We start from the raw sequence: 17,671 nt of genomic DNA on the forward strand, positions 1-17,671 counted from the left end.
ATCAATGTCGTATTTTTGTATTTTTGAATTATAAAATACAATTTTACCGTTTTAGTATTTTACACTCACCCCCCGCGTGTCGGTATTTTTAGACAAAAAGCTTGTGAGTTCCTAAAGACTAGAAGATTATCTTCTGAACAAGAGGTAGAGAATGACGCCAGAAGAAATAAAAAGAAACCACTATGAAGTGGCCACCCTCGCAGGCGGGTGTTTTTGGTGCATGCAACCCGTTTTTGATGAGATCAAGGGAGTGATTGAAACCCTTGTGGGGTATACAGGAGGACACACAAAGAATCCGACCTATGAAGAAGTGTGTGCGGGCACCACAGGTCACACGGAAGCACTGCAGGTTGTCTTTGATCCCAAAGTCATTACATACATTCAAATCCTAAATATCTTTTGGCAGAATATTGATCCTTTAGACAATGGTGGTCAATTCTGTGATCGGGGAGAACACTATCGTGCAGAAATCTTTTATCACGCCCCTCAACAACAGAAGATTGCTGAAGATTCCAAACAATCTCTTGAAAAATCAGGAAAACTCGTGGGCGCAATTACAACGAAGATTACAGAGGCTTCTCCTTTTTACCTCGCTGAAAACTATCATCAACGTTATCATGAGAAGAACCCCATTCGATACAGCTTTTATCGCTTTCGATGCGGTCGAGATCAACGTCTCAAACAATTAGGACTCAATAGTCATCCTAGTGAATAAGTATATTCAGACTTTTTTATTTCCCTCAAAGATCTAATTATTTCTATTTTTTAAAAATTACTTGACGAATTGGCATATGTTGTTTTAGCTATAGTTCGTTAAATATCATTTTAATGCAAAAAGGTACCCTTGCATGTCTTCTTCATTAAAGCTCCTGCTTCTTTCTTCACTTGTCTCTATCACTCCCACTTCTATTTTATCGGCGTCTTCAGAGAAAGAGAACAGCACCGAGCCAGCTTATCAAGAATTTGAAAATCATTATCAAAGCTTTAAGAGAAAATATGAACCCTTAGACAAAGGCAAAGAAAAGGGAGAGGCGGATCAGCCAGCTCAAAAAAGGGCGCGTTTAGAGAGAGAGCTCTTGAATTCCAGGATACTAAAAAAAAGACTGAACGACTTAAGAAAATCAATAAATTCAAGCGAACTTTCTAATGAAGATCAGCTCAAAAAAGAAGCTGATCTCATAGATTTTTATTTTGAAGATCATGGCTATTTTAATCTCAAACTGAAAGACCTTGAGGTAATTTCTAGGCAAATTAAACAAGGAAATATGAAAGCCTCTTACGCTGCTGTCAGATTGCTAGTGAGTGATCCTCACAACCCAGACGTTGCTAATCTCTTAAAACCTGAAGACATCGATAGGCTAAAAAAATACTTAGAAAATGGAAAAGACCAAGAAGACGCCAGAGCCTTTAAAAGGAACTTGGGATGGCTTTATACAGTCACTCTTTCGAATCTTTTAGAAGAAAACAGAAAACATGCGATTGAAACCCTTGAAGAAGCCATTCAAGAAGGCGATGTTCAAGCCCCAAGAATTCTTGGGGATTTTTACAGCGCGCTTGATTCTGACAGACTTTTTTATCCAGAACGCTATAAAGCAGGCGAAAATGTCTTAACCTATGATCTTCAAGATGAAGAAGACTCAGAAAATTGGTGGAATGCAAACCCGCGTTACGTTCATTATTATGAATTAGGAAGTGACAGAGGCGATCCTTTATCCTCTTATAAAGCTGGCGATCTATTACAGAACGGTCTCGAATCAGACGGCGAGCGATCCGTTAGATACTTCAAGAAAGCGGGAAAAAGAGGTTATCATGAAGGCTTTTTATCGCTTGCGGAGCTTTATACCTATGGGGGTGAAAGCCAAAGCTACCCCCTTATTGGCGAGGAAAGCATTATGTATCTTTTGCTCTATAGAGCTAAATCCCCAAAACCAATAGATAGAAGCCTTAGTATTCTTTATAATTACTTAGATATTTCCCTTCCCTATGAATTTCCTTTAAAAACTGAAGAGAGGAAAGAAGCAAAACGGAAAGTTAAAGATTTTAGAGAAAACACGGAAGAAACGTATGGTGTATTGCTTGATGAAAAACTTGCGAATGACAAAACATCGACAAGACAAAGCTTTAACCACCCTATGCTTCTTGAGTTTCTGTTCCCCCATTATAAAAACTTAACAGCTTACCTAAGAAGAACGCTTAAGCTGTTTAAAAGCGTTAAAAACCCTGGGTTTATGGTGTCTCTTGCGAAGATTATTGAAGAGCCAGAAGATGGTACAAAAGTAGAAACACAAGGACCCTTTCTGAGGGCTTTTAAGGTTAAAGGAGAAACATATCTTACATTCGGAAAGAAGAATGTGAAAAAAGCAGAAAAGCTGATGGCTATTGTTGATGATGGGGATGAAAATCAAAAACACGCTCTTCATTCTCTGCAGTTTTTGCAAGAGCGCGTTTCAGACATCCAAAAAAAATATCAAATAAAATTAATGAGTACTCAACAAAAAACACGCCTCTTTGGCACAGAAGAACAGAAAGATAAATCAGCTCAATATCAAGAATTGATAGAGCACAATGAGAAACTTTTAACAGCTTTTGAGAATGTTAGAAATCTGAGAGCTAACCTTGTAAAGATTCTTGAGGAACACGCTCCTTTAAGAAACAGTAAATTTGCAAAGCATTATAAGCTCGCCACCAAAGATTCTACTGATGGAGAACTTGAGTAAATCTTAGAAATTTCAAGCATACGTAAAGGATTACATTAAGGATCCAAAAATCGGAGCGATAAAAAAGTGGGTGATCAACCAATTTTCCTTGTGCTTTGTTTAGATAAGTTAAGGGCTCTGTTGCAAAAAGTGAGGGAAGAAGTGTTGATTACAGGTGTACTTTATTTTGACGAATTTAAGGTCACTTAATCGTGAAATAGTTATTAGCTGAATCTACTTGACAATTTGTCGCCCATAGAATACATTAACAGTATAAGGTAATAGAAAATCGTATGTTAATACCTAAAATTGTTAAGATTTATCAGGACGAGACAGGGCATGAGCCTTATATAGAGTGGCTTGACGCTTTGAAAGATAAAACAACTAAATCCAGGATTCAACAACGTATAAGAAGAATCACACTGGGTAATTCAGGAGATCATCACTCTGTTGGCCAGGGTGTATCAGAGTTAAGGTTAGATTTTGGGCCAGGTTACAGAATTTATTATGGTGAGCAAGGTAATAAGATAGTGATCTTACTTTGTGGAGGGAATAAGAAAACTCAAGCACGTGATATAGAAAAGGCACAAAGCTACTGGAAAGAATATATGGAGAGCTAGGATGAGAAATCTAAGAAAATTTAAAGACACCCTTTTAGAAGATCTAAAAAACCCTGAATACGCAAGGGTATATCTCTCTGTGGCACTAGAAGAATATGAAAAAGACAAAAACACAGCTGCTTTTTTAACCGCAGTTAGAGATATTGCGAAAGCAAATGGGGGATTAACTAAACTCGCAGAAAGAACACACTTAAATAGACAAAACCTTTACAAAGCTCTTTCTGAAGAAGGAAATCCAAGCTTTGGTACTATCGAAACAGTACTTCAAGGACTTGGTTATCGCCTTTCTGTGGAGCCTATAAAAGATGATGGTGTTCATTATAAAAGGGCGTAGGCTTTCATCTGCCGGCATAAAATGTCCCAAAATATTAAATTATGCGCTACAGAACACTCTGTATAGAGCTGTTGCAAGAAATCTTAAATAAGCAGGCAGACAATTTATTGAGTGATTAGAAGATAATGCTATGGCAACCAGCTTTCATCCAAATTTTGAATAAGATGTAAAAGTGGGAGTGTTAATTAAAAGAGAGACATGATATACAGCCTTCCAACAAAGATAGGAGGCAGAAATGCAAGTTAGATGTAAGGATTGTGGAAGCTTTAAACTTGTAAGAAATGGGAAGGCAAGAAAACATCAAAGATATAAATGCAAAGAATGCGGTCTGTCGTTTATCGAAGGTGATCGGAGACAGAAAACGCCTGTTGAAGCTCAGGCTTTAGCTGTCCTGTTGTATGGAATGGGAAAATCAAGTTATGGATTCATAGCAAAACTTTTTAAGGTTTCGAGAACAGCTGTTTACCACTGGATTCGTAATTTTTGTGAGGACCTTCCGCCCCCTCAAGTGCCAGAAGGGACCTATGATATTGAATTTGATGAGATGTGGCATTATGTCACTTCAAAAAAAACAAACTCTGGATTTGGAAAGCCTTGGATCGTCATGAAGGGAAAACCCTTGCCTGGGTTACAGGCCATCGTAATGCTAAAACCTTCCAAAGACTTTATGAAAAAGTAAAGCACGTCAAAGGAAACTTTTACACCGATGATTGGGAGGTTTACTCCCAGATTCTTCCTCAAGAGAGGCATATCATTGGAAAGTCAGGAACGACTCGTATTGAAAGTGATAACGCGAATACCAGGCATCACTTAGGGCGCATGGCAAGAAGAACGAGAATTGTCTCAAGAAGCAAAGATATGGTTGATCTTTCCTTGCGTCTTTCGCGGTTTCTGCAGGAACCCACCCATTTTGAAATAATCAGAGAAAAATTCTCGTCTATCTTTTAATTAACACTCCCGTAAAAGTTTTTACATATGAGCTCTTATAAAGTCACAGACCTCCCCCAGAGGGGGAGGTTTGAAACGCTGCGCTTGGACCACTAGAAGTGGTTTTGTTAGTAACTAATAAGCACGAGTGAATAAATCAGCGTAATCACTGACTTTATCGTTCTTCTCTTGGTTCTGGATATACCGTCTAACGACCTGTTCATTATAGCCTGTTGTTGATACAAAATATCCCCGAGCCCAAAAGTGATACCCTTTATATCGTCGCTTCTTTGCATATTTATTTGCCACATATAAAGCAGTCTTCCCTTTGAGAAAACCAACGATATGAGAAACGGAATATTTAGGCGGAATCGATATCAGCATATGCACATGATCAGGCATCAGAAATCCCTCTTCTATGCAACAGCCTTTTTGTAAACTTAGCTTTATAAATAATTCTCGCAGTTCCTTGCGAAGCTCTCCATAAAGTCGCTTCGTACGGTATTTACTTGAGAATACCCCATGAAATTTACAATCCCATGTACTATGTGATAGGCTTTTATTGTTCATATAAACCTCCATTCTTGGCCACTCTGTGGTCCAAGCTTGGAGGTTTCTTACATACTGTGTCTAACGCGTCCAGTCCTCCACCGTAGGTGGAGGTTTATTTGTATACAAAAAACACCCCTTTTAATATAAAGGGGTGTTTAAAGTTTGCGTGTGTCTTTTTTTATTTTATCGATCTTTTTTACTTTACTTCTTTTTTAACTTTCAAAAGCTTTTGTCCACCAGAAGAGCTTCCTACATTCATTTGATTTTGGCGTAGAAACTCTTGGAAAGCGTCTGCGGACACCATAATATTATTGATAATTACCGTTCCTTGACCTTGGCCGCCTTCAGATTTCACTTCAACTGTCGAATGATCGTCTACCCCGAGTTCAGCTTTAACTTCGGTATCAACCGTCGTTGTTGTTCCAGGCGCTTTCTTTTGACCCAACTTATACATGCCATAAAGACCGACAACGGCAACGCCCGCAGCAACATAAGGATGGGCAGCAGCAGCTTCAAAAGTCCATTCGATACCAGTCCCAATTGCACTCAAGAAGGGGGAAGCATAATAAGAAACAGTTGGACTATAAGTATTATACTTATCTACACCCCAACCACAAACATCAGTTGTCGTGTTATAGGCAACAGTAAGGCCATGAGAAACACTTGGACCGTAAGCTGTATATGCGTCACTCGCAAAATTTTGGACTGCCTTCAACCCACTCCAAACATAGTCACGGCTTAGTTCAGAAACACCAAAAACAGCACTCGCTTTAGCCGTTGTGGAAACAGCTTTTTTCATACCCCATGTGCAGAAACCCCAAACACTGGTGCGATTACCGTGTTCAGCAACTTCTTCAACCATAGCTTGTGAGGCAAAGCTTGCGCCAGCATTCGCCAAATAAGCGGCCGCTGTTAAAGCAGATAATAATTTACGATTTAATGAAATGTTCATAACCTACGTCCCTAATAATAACAATGATAAATAACGATCTGTGTTTTATTTGGGATGTATTTCTATGAATTCAAGGGGTGGTATATTCTTTTTTATAAGATGTATTTTCTGCGACCAAACTATAGTCGCAGCTTTTTACTTTATTCAGGGCGCTCGTACAAAACTCTTACACCCTGATGAACAGACATAAGTCTTTTAAGAGGGCGATTGCCATTGCTGGACCTGAATTGTTGCAATTGCCCTGCCATCTGGAGACCCGTATAATTTTGCAGAACAGTACTGGTTTTTTTACCTTTTTTGATTCTTTTCTCGGCCACATACGTCAGATGAGGATAGAGCAATAAATATTGGGAATCATCAACATAGACTCTGCCAATGGGCTTAACATCCTCATCGACAACCAAAAAGATTTCATGTTTTGGCGACCGTCGGCCAGTTGAAGACCGTTCAACTTCATCATGTTCAGCAGAAGCGTGGACTTCCTGCAAACTAATGCCAAAAAATAGGACGGTAGAGACAAGTAACACCTTAATCTTATTCTTATTTTTCATTTTTTAACCCTGTTATTATTTTTGAACACGGCTAAGATAAACCATTTACAGATGGGTTAGAAGACGCAAAAAAAGAGACCTCTCCCTTAAAAAGGAGAAGCACTTCTGAAAAATATAAAATTATTAAATGAAACTAAGTCGTTTTACTTTGAGTTTTTCTTATCAGATTCTTTGAGTTCAAACCACATGGCGTTGAGAATGCCAAAAGTGGCCGCGAGACCCAGTCCTAATACCCATGAAAAATACCACATTGTTTTATCCTCAATATGCGTTTGTTTTGTTTTCTTCTAATGATTTATTGGTAACTTTCCCTCTCAGCACACGGTACACCCAAGCTGTGTAGGCCAAAATAATCGGCAGAAAAATAAGCACAGCCAAGAGCATCACCATTAAAGTGCGTTGACTGCTGGAAGCGTCCCATACCGTTAAGCTATGATTAGGCTCACTGGATGAAGGCATGATAAAGGGAAATAAAGACACGCCCACTGAAGAGATCACGCAGAAGATCGCCACAGAATTGCTCAAGAATGCCCAGCCATATTTTTTAGCATTCACCAAGAAAATAGCGCCCAGAATAGATAAACATCCAAGTCCTGGAATAAGATACAGTTTTGGTTGGACTCCATAATTATGGAACCAAAGTCCGAACTCTTTTGATACTTGCTTATCAATGGGATTAGAAGACGCTGCTGTATTAATAGCACTGGTGATTTGATACCCCTCGATTCCCTGGTATAGCCAAAAACCCCCTATAATAAAGAGGACCAACATGGCAAAACCAGCAAAGAGAGATCCTCGGTGAGCCCTTGAAGAAAGAGCACCCGTTGTCTTCAGGCTCAAGTAAATCCCCCCTTGAAACAACATCATGGCAATACTCATGAGACCACAGAGAACAGGAAAAGGTGTAAGGAGCTGCCAGAAGGAACCCGTGTAGGCTAGACGCAGCGTCTCATCAAAATGGAACGGCGCCCCCATAAATAGATTTCCCACCGCCACGCCAAAGATAAGCGCAGGAACAAGACCGCCAACAAAAAGCAACCAATCCCAGGTTTCTCGCCACGTTGAACTTGGCATTTTACTACGAAATTTAAAACCAACGGGTCTTAAAATAACCGCAAAAAGAGAGAGGAAGATGGCGATGTAAAATCCCGAAAAAGACGCAGCATAGACAAAAGGCCAAGCCGCAAAGCTTGCTCCCCCTCCTAGAATCAGCCACACTTGGTTTCCTTCCCAAACGGGACCAACCGTGTTGATGATAATCCGTCGTTCCTCATCCTTTTTCCCTAAGAAGGGCAACCACATGGCAGCGCCTAAATCAAACCCATCGAGGATTGCAAACCCAATTAACAACACTCCTAAAAGAACCCACCATATTAACCTGAGCGTTTCAAAATCTAACATGTTAAGCTCCCTTCTTTGATTTTAAGGCCCCATCGGGTCCAAGCTTAATATACTTGCGCATTAGAGTCACATCCACTACAGCGAGGACACTATAGAACAGTACAAAGGCTGTAAGCGTTGAAGCCACATGAGTTGCAGGAATGCTTGATGCGCTTAAGAAAGTTGGAAGAATGCCATCAATCGTCCAAGGTTGACGACCATATTCCGCCACAAACCACCCCAACTCGGCGGCAAGCCACGGCAAAGGCAAGCTCCACAAACATACCTTCAAAAACCAGCGACGATTGCTAAATTGATTGATGGATGCAAAATAGAAGGCTGCCCCAAAAAGAAGAATGAAATAGAAGCCTAAGCCAACCATAATCCGAAAAGACCAGAACAAAGGCGCAACTTTTGGCACCGTATCCAAGGCTGCTTTCTTGATTTCTTCAGAACTTGCCTGATTAATATTCGAACGATAGCGTTTTAAGAGCAACCCATATCCAAGATCCTTCCCTGTCTCATCAAACTGAAAGCGCGCCCCTTGATCATTCGGGTCTTTCCGCAACCTTTCAAGGGCAACATAGGCTTTCATACCATTCTTAATACGTTCTTCCGCATGATCGACCAAATTGATAATGCCCTCAACTTTTTCATCAAAAGAGCGCGTTGCAATCAATCCTAAGAGCCAGGGGACTTTTATTTCATAATTTGTTCTGAAGTTTTTTTGATCAGGAAGACCAAATACTGTCAAGCCAGCGGGAGCAGGCTCTGTATGCCACATTCCTTCAATCACAGCCAGTTTCATGCGCTGATTTTCTGAAGTTGTATAACCGCTTTCATCCCCCAATACGACAACCGAAAGAGCCGCGGCCAAACCAAAACTAGCTGCTACAGCCATGGAACGTTTGGCAAAATCTACATGCTTTTTCTTCAATAAATAGAGAGCACTGATGGAAAGAACAAACATAGCGCCTGTTACATAACCCGCACTTACTGTGTGCACAAACTTAGATTGGGCCACAGGATTGAAAAAGACGTCATAAAAAGATGTCAGCTCCATACGCATAGACGTGGTATTAAAATGAGACCCTACGGGATTTTGCATCCAGGCATTTGCAATTAAAATCCAGAGAGCTGACAGGTTACTGCCAATGGCCACAAGCCACGTCACTATTAAATGCGCAATCTTTGATAATTTATCCCACGCAAAGAAAAAGAGACCAATAAAAGTAGCTTCAAGAAAAAAAGCCATCAACCCTTCAATCGCCAAAAGAGATCCAAACACATCTCCCACATAATGAGAGTAATAAGACCAGTTTGTCCCAAATTGAAATTCTAAAGGAACCCCCGTACAGACACCCATGGCAAAGTTGATACCAAAAAGGATTCCCCAGAACTTTGTCATGTCGCGCCAAATGACCTTATTGGTCATGACGTAGACGCTCTCCATAATGGCGATAATAACAGAAAGCCCCAACGTTAGAGGAACAAAAAGAAAGTGATAAAGGGCCGTTGCCCCAAATTGTAATCGAGAGAGTTCAACCGTATCCAGTTCCCACATTCAATGCCTCTTTTATTGGTTTTTGGTAAAAAGTTTTTGTATTACGATTTCAGCGTTCATGGGCGGTCGTTGACCCTTATAAAAAGCCGTATAGATCACCCAAAGCCCCCCTAATTTTAAGGCCAAAGTTAGAATAATAGTGATTTGTAAAGCACTTGCTCGTTTCCAGATGCTCATCATTTAGTCTCATTTTTTCTAAAATTGTAACAAAATGAGGCAATAAGTGAAATGAAAAATCTCCTTATTTTTGGTTAAATTAATCAATTTTTCAGAATTATGGGCAATAATAACTATATGTGTTCTGTAACAAAGGTTAAATATTGTGGGTTTGTTTAATCTCTTTAAAACGTTTTTTTATCACGAAAAAGGAGCAACAGCCATAGAATATGGGCTTATTGTAGGGCTTATTTCTGTTGTAATTCTTGCAACCTTGACGAGTGTTGGCACAAAGATTCTGGCGATTTTTAATACGATTATCAATGCAATCACCACTGCCCTAGGATAAAGAAAAAATATTTTTGGATCACCCCTTGAAATTAAAAATCTACTCCCCATCTGCCCTATAGGATCCTTAATTAGTAAGAGTCATCATTGATGAATCGCATTTTCAAATCTTTACTTCTCACCGCCTCCTTTTCGGCGTCCTTTCCAGTTCTTGCCCAAGCTGCAAGCCACGTTGATGCTGCTATTGCGACAAGCCTTATTGGTTCTCCTGATGGGTGTGTCATGGTTCACACTGTTGAACATCAAGAAGCCATTTTAGATGAAATTAGAAAGAAAAAACAAAAGGAAGAAGATCGCGATAAATTGCGCCTTATCAATGTGAATGGTAACGGAGACAGCGCCGTTGGCGTTCTTAATGTCAGCGGATCAAGCCATGTTGTGAGCAACACGCCACAGAGTACAACATCCCATACAACCTCAGATGTCCTTAACGCGCTTGCAGGTATTTTAGGCGTTAACTCAGAGGAAGATGCAAACAATTATGCTTCGGATGACTTTACAGAAGTTTCCGCTTCGGATGCAACCTTGGGTAGTTTAAAGTCTAAAGATGCCAATGAAAATTTGGTATTTTTCAATAATATCGAAAATTTGAGGAAAAATTCTGGCACTATAAAACAAGTTGAAACACGTCAAGTCGACGCTTCCGCCAAGGAACAAGAGGCTGCAAACAAATTCTCTTCATCTGAAACCCTGTCACGTGTTGTTGAATCGTTCAAAAACGAACTCAATTCTCTTAATACCCTCGAGTACATGCTAGGTAAGATTGAAGCAGAAAACAGACGAGGAAAAATCCCCGGCATTGATAAAATTGATTACAGTGACCACTATTACAGTATGAAAGAAGTTTTACGTCAAAAATCTCTTGAAGCTTATAAAACTTATAGTGAAAACGAAGCTATCCGAGGAGCAATCCCCCCTGCTGCTGTCACTAAGGTTCTTAAAGCCGCCCAAGAAGAACAAGAGATGGACGACCTCATTTGGTTCTTCCATCACTTTAATATTGATTAAGAATCAAAAAACTTTCTTACTTCACAATCGTCACCGTATTGATTTGATTGGCAATGTCTTGGAAATACGTCACAATCTGTGTTGTTGTTGTTGCATTAAAAAAATTGCTCGGCTTACTCGCACATGTCGTAAGCATATTGACGGCTTGGGCATCTCCTCCCATAAACAACAACGTATAAACCTCGATGCCTTGAGCTTTCGCTTGGGCGCAAAGATTCAGGAATTTATTATCAATAGCAGCTCTTGAGGCTCCAATACTCGAGATCCCTAAAGTATTTCCAGTCAACTGGAAGCCATAAGCGGTTGGATCCCCCGTAGGGCTTGGACTCGAATCATACCATGTATTAAAACCATCGGTCATAAATAACAAAACCTTTTTGTTATTCGATTGCTTATAGGGTTTTGGAGCGACGGGCAAATAAGGCCCCCAACCAGGATCAAGCATTCTCCAGCCCCAACCAAATCCAAGATTACCAAAAGTTCCGCCGCCATAGATGGGCGAAAAGCCATTAATAGAGTTTAATAAGGCTGTTTTATCATTCGAGGTTGGCAAAATGGGAGGGCCGCAACTTCGGTTCGGACCAATAGACACAGGTTGGGCCCCATTTGAGCCATCGAGCATTGCATGAACAATCACGACATTACCACTGGCATCGGTTCTCCAATCATTATCCCATGTAGCATTCGGAGTTGCTGGATGCATGGGGATCGTCGATTGCGTGTAATACACTGGCCATAAGTTTGACCCGGGAGGAAGAACTGTTTCTTCATTGGGACTCGCCATGACACATCCCTTCCAAGGCTGGCCCGATGGAAATGTCGCAAGAACAGCCGGATTTGAAAGCCATGCAGTATGAGAAGTACCTATATTGACCGTCGCTACAAAGGGCACAATCGATATAACTGTGTTGTTTCTTGAATTATTACTCCCATAAATAATATTGATCATGCTGGTTGCGGCTTGCTTTAAAGCAGGCAGTTTACCACTCCAGTCCATAGATCCTGTCACGTCCAAGACCATAGCCAATTCAAGACCACTAGATCCTCTACGAGAGGTAGCGGACGCACCGACTGATAAATTGGTAATTCCCACGAAAGATGAAAAATAGCCTTTCACTTGACCACTTGCTTTAACTGTCGCTTCACTAAAATCCGATGCAACCGTCACTTGAGGGATCACATTTGCCCCGAGGAAGTTAGCGGGAAAATTGGCATTAAAAACTTTTGTGGCATTTGCTACAGCATTGGCTTGATCATAACGAAGCGCCGCCACAACCGCTGCATCCGCAGCATAGGCGATTTTTGAATTCACGTAGTTAACGCGCGCAATATCAATCGCCATCCCCACAAAGACGAGAACCACAGGGATCGCAAAGGCAGCAATAATGGCCACTGCGCCGTCTTTTGTTTTCCATATTTGCTTTAAAACTTCCCTGCCCATCTGATGCATTCCTTTTATGGCTTTAGTATATCACGGATTCAGCGTTGAAAGCGTCCCTTGTCGCGGTAAAAAAACAGCGGTGGTATAGAGTGGTCTCGCCGTTATGAAAATCCCAAATATTATAGGCGCATAGTTATAAAAAACTTCTGTCACAATCATACTCTGTCCGGCCGTCAGCGTTATATTGCCTGGAACATTAACGGGTACAGCGCCCGTAGAACCTAACCTACTGACTGCTCCTGAAGCGACCTGCCAGGAAATTGTCATAATATTAGGATTTTGCGCCGTTGGCTGAATTTGAGTAACAACGATCCCTCCTTTATTGCTTATTTTAAAGGGATACGTGATTGTATCTTCAACCCCCAGCATTCCTTGAATGTTCGTTCTGGAAGCTGTTTGTTGTATTGTAACATTATTCGCAATTGTGGAAGCGAGCACTTGAAGCTTTACGTTTAAAAACATAAACATGGCCAACTCAAATAACCCAGCGATAAAAGTTATAAAGAGAGGCGCTATGACAGCAAACTCAATAGCTGCTGTGCCCTTTTTAGACTTCCAAAAAAATCGTGTACTGTTCATGGCCATAACCTTTACTATTGACCACCATAGTTTTCATTAACGTAAGTCGCCTCTGCCGTGAGGTTTAAGACACCATTATTCGATAAAAAGGGAATCAACGTTTTTGTTGGATAAATTACCATATATTGTATGACCTCGCTCGATCCCCCTGGATTAAGGGTCTGGGGATCATTCCCCATTGTTAAGGGCTGAATTTGATTCAAACTTTGATAAACATTAGACGAAATCTGTAACTTAGAGGGGTCGACAAGACCTGCACTATACGTTTTGATCGTATCCTTTAGAACCTGCGTGACACTATTGCTGCGATTTTGTCCCACGGCGTTCGCTCCTGTAATACCATAACGACCTGCTTGTCTAACGCCAGCAATCAGGGCATTTTCAATGATAAATAACCGTGCAAATTCAATAGATCCAATAAGCAACATTAAAAAAACAGGAGCTACAAGGGCAAATTCTATCAAAGATGCACCGCTACTCCCTCTTATGTTATTGAGGTGGGTTATAAATCGTCTAAACGCCCCCTTCAATACAGAATCCTCCCGATAATTTATTATACACAATAAAATCAATATTTTCTATTTATTTTAACAATTCTTAAGGTTGATTATTATTAAGTATAGTTTTTTTATATTGTCTTCTATCAATGTTCGACTAAATCCCCATACTCTGGATGACTATCAATATATTTTTTAATAAAAGGACACGTGGGGATAATCTTCAATTGATTGTCTCGGGCGTAATCCAAGGCATACTTGACCAAAACTTGGCCTAGATTCCGTCCGCGCAATTCGGGGGGCACAAATGTAATTTGATAATCTAGGGTCTGACCATCATTTAAAATTCTATAGTTCAAAAAACATGTATAACCCTCTATCACCATATAAAATTGATGACCTTCTACGTCATGTTCAACATTGAAATCCATTGCATTCTCCCTGCACATCGAAAAACAGTTTAAACGATATGTACAGGAAGAGCTCTTAAATTTTTATTAAGAATCTAAATCCGGAGAAGAGTCGTCTCTCAATTCGGGCAAAAATGATCCGGTCAGTGTTAAAGCATTAAAACTCAACAGCTGACCTTTTGCTTCGACGGGATAAGTTAGAGTAAAGTCTATCAGTCCCTCAGGGGTTCTGTTCGTCACCAACACGGGGTTCTTAAAGACATAATTAAAATGACCTAAGTGGCTTTCTATTGTTTTTGGAGAATTAAATTCCGCGATTGTTGCGGATGTGCCAAAAATTTGCAGAACATTGCCAGCAGCAGCGTCTCTTTTTTCCATCTCATCCATTTGATCCGCAGAGAGTTTTAATCTGCGGATATAATCAAGATTTAGCTTTCCATCCGAATTTAAATACTTTTTCCCCCTCGCGAAATATTTTGAGAGACGAATGCTGCGCGCAATCCCTAAAGAATCTTGTTTTTTCCGATCGCGCACGAGAGGATATTTGAACATGAGCAATTCAAAATTTCTTAAATCCGTTGTCTTTGGTCCCGTGGATGTAGACACCACAGTAGGATGGTAATCCATTCCTTCTTCTTCACAACACCCGCAGCACCAGCTGGCCTGTCCTTGGGAAAAAGAGGACGCCATCAAAATCATTGAGAATAAAATTTGGGGCTGAAGTAGCTAAGACCTAAAAAAGAGGTTAAGATAGCTACGCAATGTATGAGAGAAAAAGCCGATTAAGAGCAAGTCAGCAGAGCAAGTTGATAGAGCACTTTGTAGCTGGAACAACAGCACGAGCTGCGTCTGAATTGATTGGAATTCAGGCCAACACAGCCATCACATTTTATCGGCGGCTTAGAAAGCTGATAGCAAGCAAACTGCCATCGTATGAGCTTTCAGGAGAAGTTGAAGCTGATGAAAGTTACTTTGGGGGGGTTCGTAAAGGCAAACGAGGCCGGGGTGCAGGTGGAAAAGTGGCGGTTTTTGGGCTATTGAAGAGAGGGGGAAAGGTTTACACTGCCATCATATCAGACGCAAAAACAGATACTCTCTTGCCGATCATTAAAGAAAAGGTTCAGCCTGACAGCATTGTTTATACAGATACTTTTCGCTCTTACAATGCCCTTGATATCAGCGATTTTCATCATCGGCGTATCAATCATAGTCAGCTGTTTGCAGATAAGCATAATCACATCAATGGTATTGAAAATTTTTGGAATCAAGCTAAACGGCAGATGAGGAAATTTAACGGTATAAAGAAAGAGAATTTCTACTGGTTTCTCAAGGAATGCGAGTGGCGCTTCAATGGAGGGAACCATAGAGACCTTCTAACCCAGCTGAAATCATGGTATAGAGCAACCAGACACTAACTCTTAACTACTTCAGCCCCTAAAATTTTTGTCTTTTTCATCGTTATCAGTCCTAATTTTTTACCAACTGACAATACCTTCTGTTTGAAAAAAAACAAACAAAATAGAGGCTTGTATGATATTTTTATGGAAAGCTATAATTTTTAAAATGGCCGTTCCTGAGAAGAGGAAAAATTATCTTGAATATAGTCCAATTTTAGACTATTATAACTTTATAGTCTATTTATGGAGTGTTTACTCAATGAGAAATAAGACAAAAACTTTTCAAAACTTAGACTCTCCTGAATCCACAAGAATAGCCTTAAAGGCTTTCTTTAAAATAACGAATTTATGGCGACTTTCTAATGATCAGAAAATGAAACTATTAGGAGTCCCCCGGTCCACCTTTTTTAAATGGCAAAAACACCTTGAAGGCAGTGTGTCTCAAGATACTTTTGAGAGAATTTCATATATTCTGGGCATATATAAAGCATTGCAAATACTCCTTCCCGATTCTAGTGCTGCTGATGAATGGGTCAAAAAACCTAATAACGCTCCACTTTTTGGTGGTCACTCTGCTCTTGAAAGAATGCTGTCTGGTCACGTTGCTGATTTATATATTGTACGCCAATACCTTGACTCAGAGAGGGGTGGATGGTCCTAACAACGCCACCCTTATATTCAATTGAGTGGAGGAAAAGTTGGAGAATAATTCCAAGCCGTTTCCCTCCTATTAATCTATTTGAAAGGGTTTCTTCCTCGAGCGACTGGGAAACATTGGCGAGTATTGAGAGTTTAACTAATGATCGCCTTAGAGATGAAAATGGGCAAATATCTCTCATATCACCAGAAGATCGTGTCTCTGGACCTGGCTCTAGTTTTATTATGGCTCCTTTTACTCATGTGAATCCAAGTGGAAGTAGATTCAGCAATGGCCAGTGGGGCGTTTATTATGCAGCTCATGATATTAAAACTGCTATTGCTGAAACCAAATTTCATAGAGAAATTTTTATGAAAGCGACAAAAGAGCCTCCGATGCACTTAGACATGAGAGTACTTTTGGCTAAAATAAAAGGTGATTTTCATGATATTAGAGGCCAAAATTTCATTAATAGCCCTCTATACGATGAGATCTCATATAAGTCCTCTCAGGATTTAGCAAAACACCTTAAAAATATAGATTCAAACGGGATTGTTTATAAGAGTGTAAGACACTCGATGGGTCAAAACATTGCTGTTTTTAAACCAAAACTAATTTCAAACTGTATACAAGAGAGACATCTTGAATACATTTGGGATGGGAAAAGCATTTCCTCCATACTAGAAAAAAAATTACTGACTTAGAGAATTTTTAAAATCACCATCAGACCTCCTTCAAATAGCAAACAGAGAAAAGCTAAATATTTATTTTTCGCTTCGTTTGTAAGGATATTCTCTGCAATTCCTTTAAGAAGGCTGTAGCATTAATATGACTATTTATCTTATCTTGTATGTGTTTGGTTAATCTAACGACACGTGCTTTTTCGATCAACGTCTAGGATAAGAGAAACTCCCTGATAGATAAGATAATCTAATAAATCATCGGAATTGTGCCGCTTCTTATAGTCAAATTCGTCAGCAAAAATAGGATAAACACCATGGAATAAAATGGCTGTTCTTGCATCCTTGGTTGGTAGTACCCCAAAATCTTCTCCTAACTTTATGGGAAAGTGAATCAAGATCCTATTAAATTGAGGATAAGGATTATTCTCAGGGCCTTGAGGGATTGTGTGACCAGAATTTATATAAGTATTGTTTACGTGTGGATAGCGCGCAAGCTTGATTAAAAGATCAATGGGCCAAAATTTCTTGGCATCGGCATCGGAATCAATCACTGAAGCAAGGGACGGCATCCAATTGGCAGGGAGACACACCACCAACTCCCCATAATGCTCTATTTGATCAAAAGGATCATGCATAGACAGAACACTCATTCCCGATGTTACAAGCGTATAATAATTTCTTTGCAGTGTGGGTGCGACCACAAGAATACTAATGGGCTGTTCTTTGATGGAGGAATCCACTGCAATCTCAGTCACGGGTCCAATGTTTTTTTCAACATGCTCCTTCACGAGGGTCAAGGTCTGTTCATATTTTTCTGGTTGGTTTTTTTTCATTGCATTAAACACCTGAAAGTGGGGTGAAGCCTGTATATCCGTCTGTGTTCCAAGCACCGTGTAAGGAGGGAGTAGAAAAAGTAAAAACAAGATTTTTTGGAAGATT

At 40.1% G+C, this 17,671-nt stretch carries 24 protein-coding genes; 11 read left to right on the forward strand and 13 right to left on the reverse strand.

Translation table 11 applies throughout. The features are described from left to right. Positions 1-151: 151 nt before the first annotated feature. The 6 genes from msrA to GQ61_RS09425 all read left to right on the forward strand — a co-directional run bounded on the left by msrA (position 152) and on the right by GQ61_RS09425 (position 4,598). Positions 152-715 carry a peptide-methionine (S)-S-oxide reductase MsrA gene (gene msrA / locus GQ61_RS05335; protein ID WP_085784328.1) on the forward strand — a complete coding sequence of 188 codons (564 nt, stop codon included), beginning with the start codon at positions 152-154 and terminating at the stop codon, positions 713-715. Between the two features lie 133 nt (positions 716-848). Next, positions 849-2,717, forward strand: a complete 1,869-nt coding sequence (locus tag GQ61_RS05340) for a tetratricopeptide repeat protein (RefSeq protein ID WP_085784329.1) — start codon at positions 849-851, stop codon at positions 2,715-2,717. Positions 2,718-2,989: 272 nt separating this feature from the next. Continuing rightward, positions 2,990-3,316, forward strand: coding sequence for a type II toxin-antitoxin system RelE/ParE family toxin (locus GQ61_RS05345; RefSeq protein ID WP_085784330.1), 327 nt, complete (start codon positions 2,990-2,992; stop codon positions 3,314-3,316). A gap of 1 nt (position 3,317) precedes the next feature. After that, the gene (locus GQ61_RS05350) at positions 3,318-3,650 is read left to right on the forward strand and encodes an addiction module antidote protein (RefSeq protein WP_085784331.1); all 333 of its coding nucleotides are present in this window, start codon (positions 3,318-3,320) and stop codon (positions 3,648-3,650) included. 235 nt (positions 3,651-3,885) lie between these two features. Beyond that, positions 3,886-4,329, forward strand: coding sequence for an IS1/IS1595 family N-terminal zinc-binding domain-containing protein (locus GQ61_RS09255; protein WP_198157279.1), 444 nt, complete (start codon positions 3,886-3,888; stop codon positions 4,327-4,329). After that, positions 4,245-4,598 (forward strand): IS1 family transposase, encoded by a 354-nt coding sequence (locus GQ61_RS09425; RefSeq protein WP_198157280.1) that lies wholly within the window; start codon positions 4,245-4,247, stop codon positions 4,596-4,598. The genes GQ61_RS09255 and GQ61_RS09425 overlap by 85 nt, the downstream gene beginning before the upstream one ends. Before the next feature lie 114 nt (positions 4,599-4,712). On the opposite strand, the gene tnpA is transcribed toward GQ61_RS09425, so the two are convergent. The 7 genes from tnpA to GQ61_RS09180 form a co-directional block, all read right to left on the reverse strand. Beyond that, positions 4,713-5,147 carry an IS200/IS605 family transposase gene (gene tnpA, locus GQ61_RS05360; protein ID WP_085784332.1) on the reverse strand — a complete coding sequence of 145 codons (435 nt, stop codon included), beginning with the start codon at positions 5,145-5,147 and terminating at the stop codon, positions 4,713-4,715. Positions 5,148-5,325: 178 nt separating this feature from the next. Then, positions 5,326-6,081 (reverse strand): hypothetical protein, encoded by a 756-nt coding sequence (locus tag GQ61_RS05365; protein WP_085784333.1) that lies wholly within the window; start codon positions 6,079-6,081, stop codon positions 5,326-5,328. Positions 6,082-6,221: 140 nt separating this feature from the next. Next, positions 6,222-6,632: a hypothetical protein gene (locus GQ61_RS05370; protein WP_085784334.1), complete on the reverse strand. Its 411-nt coding sequence runs from the start codon at positions 6,630-6,632 to the stop codon at positions 6,222-6,224. Positions 6,633-6,775: 143 nt separating this feature from the next. Continuing rightward, positions 6,776-6,883, reverse strand: a complete 108-nt coding sequence (gene cydX, locus GQ61_RS05375; RefSeq protein WP_085784335.1) for a cytochrome bd-I oxidase subunit CydX — start codon at positions 6,881-6,883, stop codon at positions 6,776-6,778. Between the two features lie 10 nt (positions 6,884-6,893). Next, complete coding sequence (gene cydB, locus GQ61_RS05380) at positions 6,894-8,033, reverse strand: cytochrome d ubiquinol oxidase subunit II (protein WP_085784336.1); 1,140 nt, start codon at positions 8,031-8,033, stop codon at positions 6,894-6,896. A 1-nt stretch (position 8,034) separates the two neighbouring features. Beyond that, the gene (locus tag GQ61_RS05385; protein ID WP_085784337.1) at positions 8,035-9,576 is read right to left on the reverse strand and encodes a cytochrome ubiquinol oxidase subunit I; all 1,542 of its coding nucleotides are present in this window, start codon (positions 9,574-9,576) and stop codon (positions 8,035-8,037) included. A gap of 12 nt (positions 9,577-9,588) precedes the next feature. After that, positions 9,589-9,756: a hypothetical protein gene (locus GQ61_RS09180; protein WP_157111151.1), complete on the reverse strand. Its 168-nt coding sequence runs from the start codon at positions 9,754-9,756 to the stop codon at positions 9,589-9,591. A 142-nt stretch (positions 9,757-9,898) separates the two neighbouring features. On the opposite strand from GQ61_RS09180, the gene GQ61_RS05390 reads away from it, so the two are divergent. Next, positions 9,899-10,081, forward strand: a complete 183-nt coding sequence (locus GQ61_RS05390) for a Flp family type IVb pilin (RefSeq protein WP_232317303.1) — start codon at positions 9,899-9,901, stop codon at positions 10,079-10,081. Positions 10,082-10,170: 89 nt separating this feature from the next. Beyond that, positions 10,171-11,088, forward strand: a complete 918-nt coding sequence (locus GQ61_RS05395; RefSeq protein WP_085784338.1) for a hypothetical protein — start codon at positions 10,171-10,173, stop codon at positions 11,086-11,088. Positions 11,089-11,104: 16 nt separating this feature from the next. On the opposite strand, the gene GQ61_RS05400 is transcribed toward GQ61_RS05395, so the two are convergent. The 5 genes from GQ61_RS05400 to GQ61_RS05420 all read right to left on the reverse strand — a co-directional run bounded on the left by GQ61_RS05400 (position 11,105) and on the right by GQ61_RS05420 (position 14,705). Beyond that, entirely contained in the window at positions 11,105-12,529 is a 1,425-nt protein-coding gene (locus GQ61_RS05400; RefSeq protein WP_198157281.1) for a pilus assembly protein TadG-related protein, read from the reverse strand. A 30-nt stretch (positions 12,530-12,559) separates the two neighbouring features. Then, entirely contained in the window at positions 12,560-13,108 is a 549-nt protein-coding gene (locus GQ61_RS05405; RefSeq protein WP_198157282.1) for a TadE/TadG family type IV pilus assembly protein, read from the reverse strand. A gap of 14 nt (positions 13,109-13,122) precedes the next feature. Then, positions 13,123-13,572 carry a TadE/TadG family type IV pilus assembly protein gene (locus tag GQ61_RS05410; RefSeq protein ID WP_085784341.1) on the reverse strand — a complete coding sequence of 150 codons (450 nt, stop codon included), beginning with the start codon at positions 13,570-13,572 and terminating at the stop codon, positions 13,123-13,125. Between the two features lie 179 nt (positions 13,573-13,751). Beyond that, a complete protein-coding gene (locus GQ61_RS05415) occupies positions 13,752-14,036 on the reverse strand; it encodes a GNAT family N-acetyltransferase (protein ID WP_198157283.1) in 285 nt (94 codons plus the stop codon). 66 nt (positions 14,037-14,102) lie between these two features. Next, on the reverse strand, positions 14,103-14,705 hold the full coding sequence (locus GQ61_RS05420; RefSeq protein ID WP_198157284.1) for a hypothetical protein: 603 nt from the start codon (positions 14,703-14,705) through the stop codon (positions 14,103-14,105). 71 nt (positions 14,706-14,776) lie between these two features. Here GQ61_RS05420 and GQ61_RS05425 point away from each other — a divergent pair, with 71 nt between their 5' ends. The 3 genes from GQ61_RS05425 to GQ61_RS05435 all read left to right on the forward strand — a co-directional run bounded on the left by GQ61_RS05425 (position 14,777) and on the right by GQ61_RS05435 (position 16,753). Continuing rightward, the gene (locus GQ61_RS05425) at positions 14,777-15,430 is read left to right on the forward strand and encodes an IS1595 family transposase (RefSeq protein WP_085783673.1); all 654 of its coding nucleotides are present in this window, start codon (positions 14,777-14,779) and stop codon (positions 15,428-15,430) included. 241 nt (positions 15,431-15,671) lie between these two features. Beyond that, complete coding sequence (locus GQ61_RS05430) at positions 15,672-16,073, forward strand: MbcA/ParS/Xre antitoxin family protein (RefSeq protein WP_085785072.1); 402 nt, start codon at positions 15,672-15,674, stop codon at positions 16,071-16,073. Further along, a complete protein-coding gene (locus GQ61_RS05435) occupies positions 16,064-16,753 on the forward strand; it encodes an RES family NAD+ phosphorylase (protein ID WP_085784344.1) in 690 nt (229 codons plus the stop codon). Before GQ61_RS05430 ends, GQ61_RS05435 begins: the two co-directional genes overlap by 10 nt. A 161-nt stretch (positions 16,754-16,914) precedes the next feature. On the opposite strand, the gene GQ61_RS05440 is transcribed toward GQ61_RS05435, so the two are convergent. Next, complete coding sequence (locus GQ61_RS05440; protein ID WP_198157286.1) at positions 16,915-17,565, reverse strand: suppressor of fused domain protein; 651 nt, start codon at positions 17,563-17,565, stop codon at positions 16,915-16,917. Positions 17,566-17,671 lie beyond the last annotated feature (106 nt).

The sequence above is a fragment of the Candidatus Nucleicultrix amoebiphila FS5 genome, from assembly GCF_002117145.1.
Lineage (GTDB): Bacteria > Pseudomonadota > Alphaproteobacteria > Caedimonadales > Nucleicultricaceae > Nucleicultrix > Nucleicultrix amoebiphila.

Coding starts and splice junctions, on each gene's coding strand:
- msrA (WP_085784328.1), top strand. CDS start 152: ATGACGCCAGAAGAAATAAAAAGAAACCACTATGAAGTGGCCACCCTC.
- GQ61_RS05340 (WP_085784329.1), top strand. CDS start 849: ATGTCTTCTTCATTAAAGCTCCTGCTTCTTTCTTCACTTGTCTCTATC.
- GQ61_RS05345 (WP_085784330.1), top strand. CDS start 2,990: ATGTTAATACCTAAAATTGTTAAGATTTATCAGGACGAGACAGGGCAT.
- GQ61_RS05350 (WP_085784331.1), top strand. CDS start 3,318: ATGAGAAATCTAAGAAAATTTAAAGACACCCTTTTAGAAGATCTAAAA.
- GQ61_RS09255 (WP_198157279.1), top strand. CDS start 3,886: ATGCAAGTTAGATGTAAGGATTGTGGAAGCTTTAAACTTGTAAGAAAT.
- tnpA (WP_085784332.1), bottom strand. CDS start 5,147: ATGAACAATAAAAGCCTATCACATAGTACATGGGATTGTAAATTTCAT.
- GQ61_RS05365 (WP_085784333.1), bottom strand. CDS start 6,081: ATGAACATTTCATTAAATCGTAAATTATTATCTGCTTTAACAGCGGCC.
- GQ61_RS05370 (WP_085784334.1), bottom strand. CDS start 6,632: ATGAAAAATAAGAATAAGATTAAGGTGTTACTTGTCTCTACCGTCCTA.
- cydX (WP_085784335.1), bottom strand. CDS start 6,883: ATGTGGTATTTTTCATGGGTATTAGGACTGGGTCTCGCGGCCACTTTT.
- cydB (WP_085784336.1), bottom strand. CDS start 8,033: ATGTTAGATTTTGAAACGCTCAGGTTAATATGGTGGGTTCTTTTAGGA.
- GQ61_RS05385 (WP_085784337.1), bottom strand. CDS start 9,576: ATGTGGGAACTGGATACGGTTGAACTCTCTCGATTACAATTTGGGGCA.
- GQ61_RS09180 (WP_157111151.1), bottom strand. CDS start 9,756: ATGATGAGCATCTGGAAACGAGCAAGTGCTTTACAAATCACTATTATT.
- GQ61_RS05395 (WP_085784338.1), top strand. CDS start 10,171: ATGAATCGCATTTTCAAATCTTTACTTCTCACCGCCTCCTTTTCGGCG.
- GQ61_RS05400 (WP_198157281.1), bottom strand. CDS start 12,529: ATGGGCAGGGAAGTTTTAAAGCAAATATGGAAAACAAAAGACGGCGCA.
- GQ61_RS05405 (WP_198157282.1), bottom strand. CDS start 13,108: ATGAACAGTACACGATTTTTTTGGAAGTCTAAAAAGGGCACAGCAGCT.
- GQ61_RS05415 (WP_198157283.1), bottom strand. CDS start 14,036: ATGGATTTCAATGTTGAACATGACGTAGAAGGTCATCAATTTTATATG.
- GQ61_RS05420 (WP_198157284.1), bottom strand. CDS start 14,705: ATGGCGTCCTCTTTTTCCCAAGGACAGGCCAGCTGGTGCTGCGGGTGT.
- GQ61_RS05425 (WP_085783673.1), top strand. CDS start 14,777: ATGTATGAGAGAAAAAGCCGATTAAGAGCAAGTCAGCAGAGCAAGTTG.
- GQ61_RS05430 (WP_085785072.1), top strand. CDS start 15,672: ATGAGAAATAAGACAAAAACTTTTCAAAACTTAGACTCTCCTGAATCC.
- GQ61_RS05435 (WP_085784344.1), top strand. CDS start 16,064: ATGGTCCTAACAACGCCACCCTTATATTCAATTGAGTGGAGGAAAAGT.
- GQ61_RS05440 (WP_198157286.1), bottom strand. CDS start 17,565: ATGAAAAAAAACCAACCAGAAAAATATGAACAGACCTTGACCCTCGTG.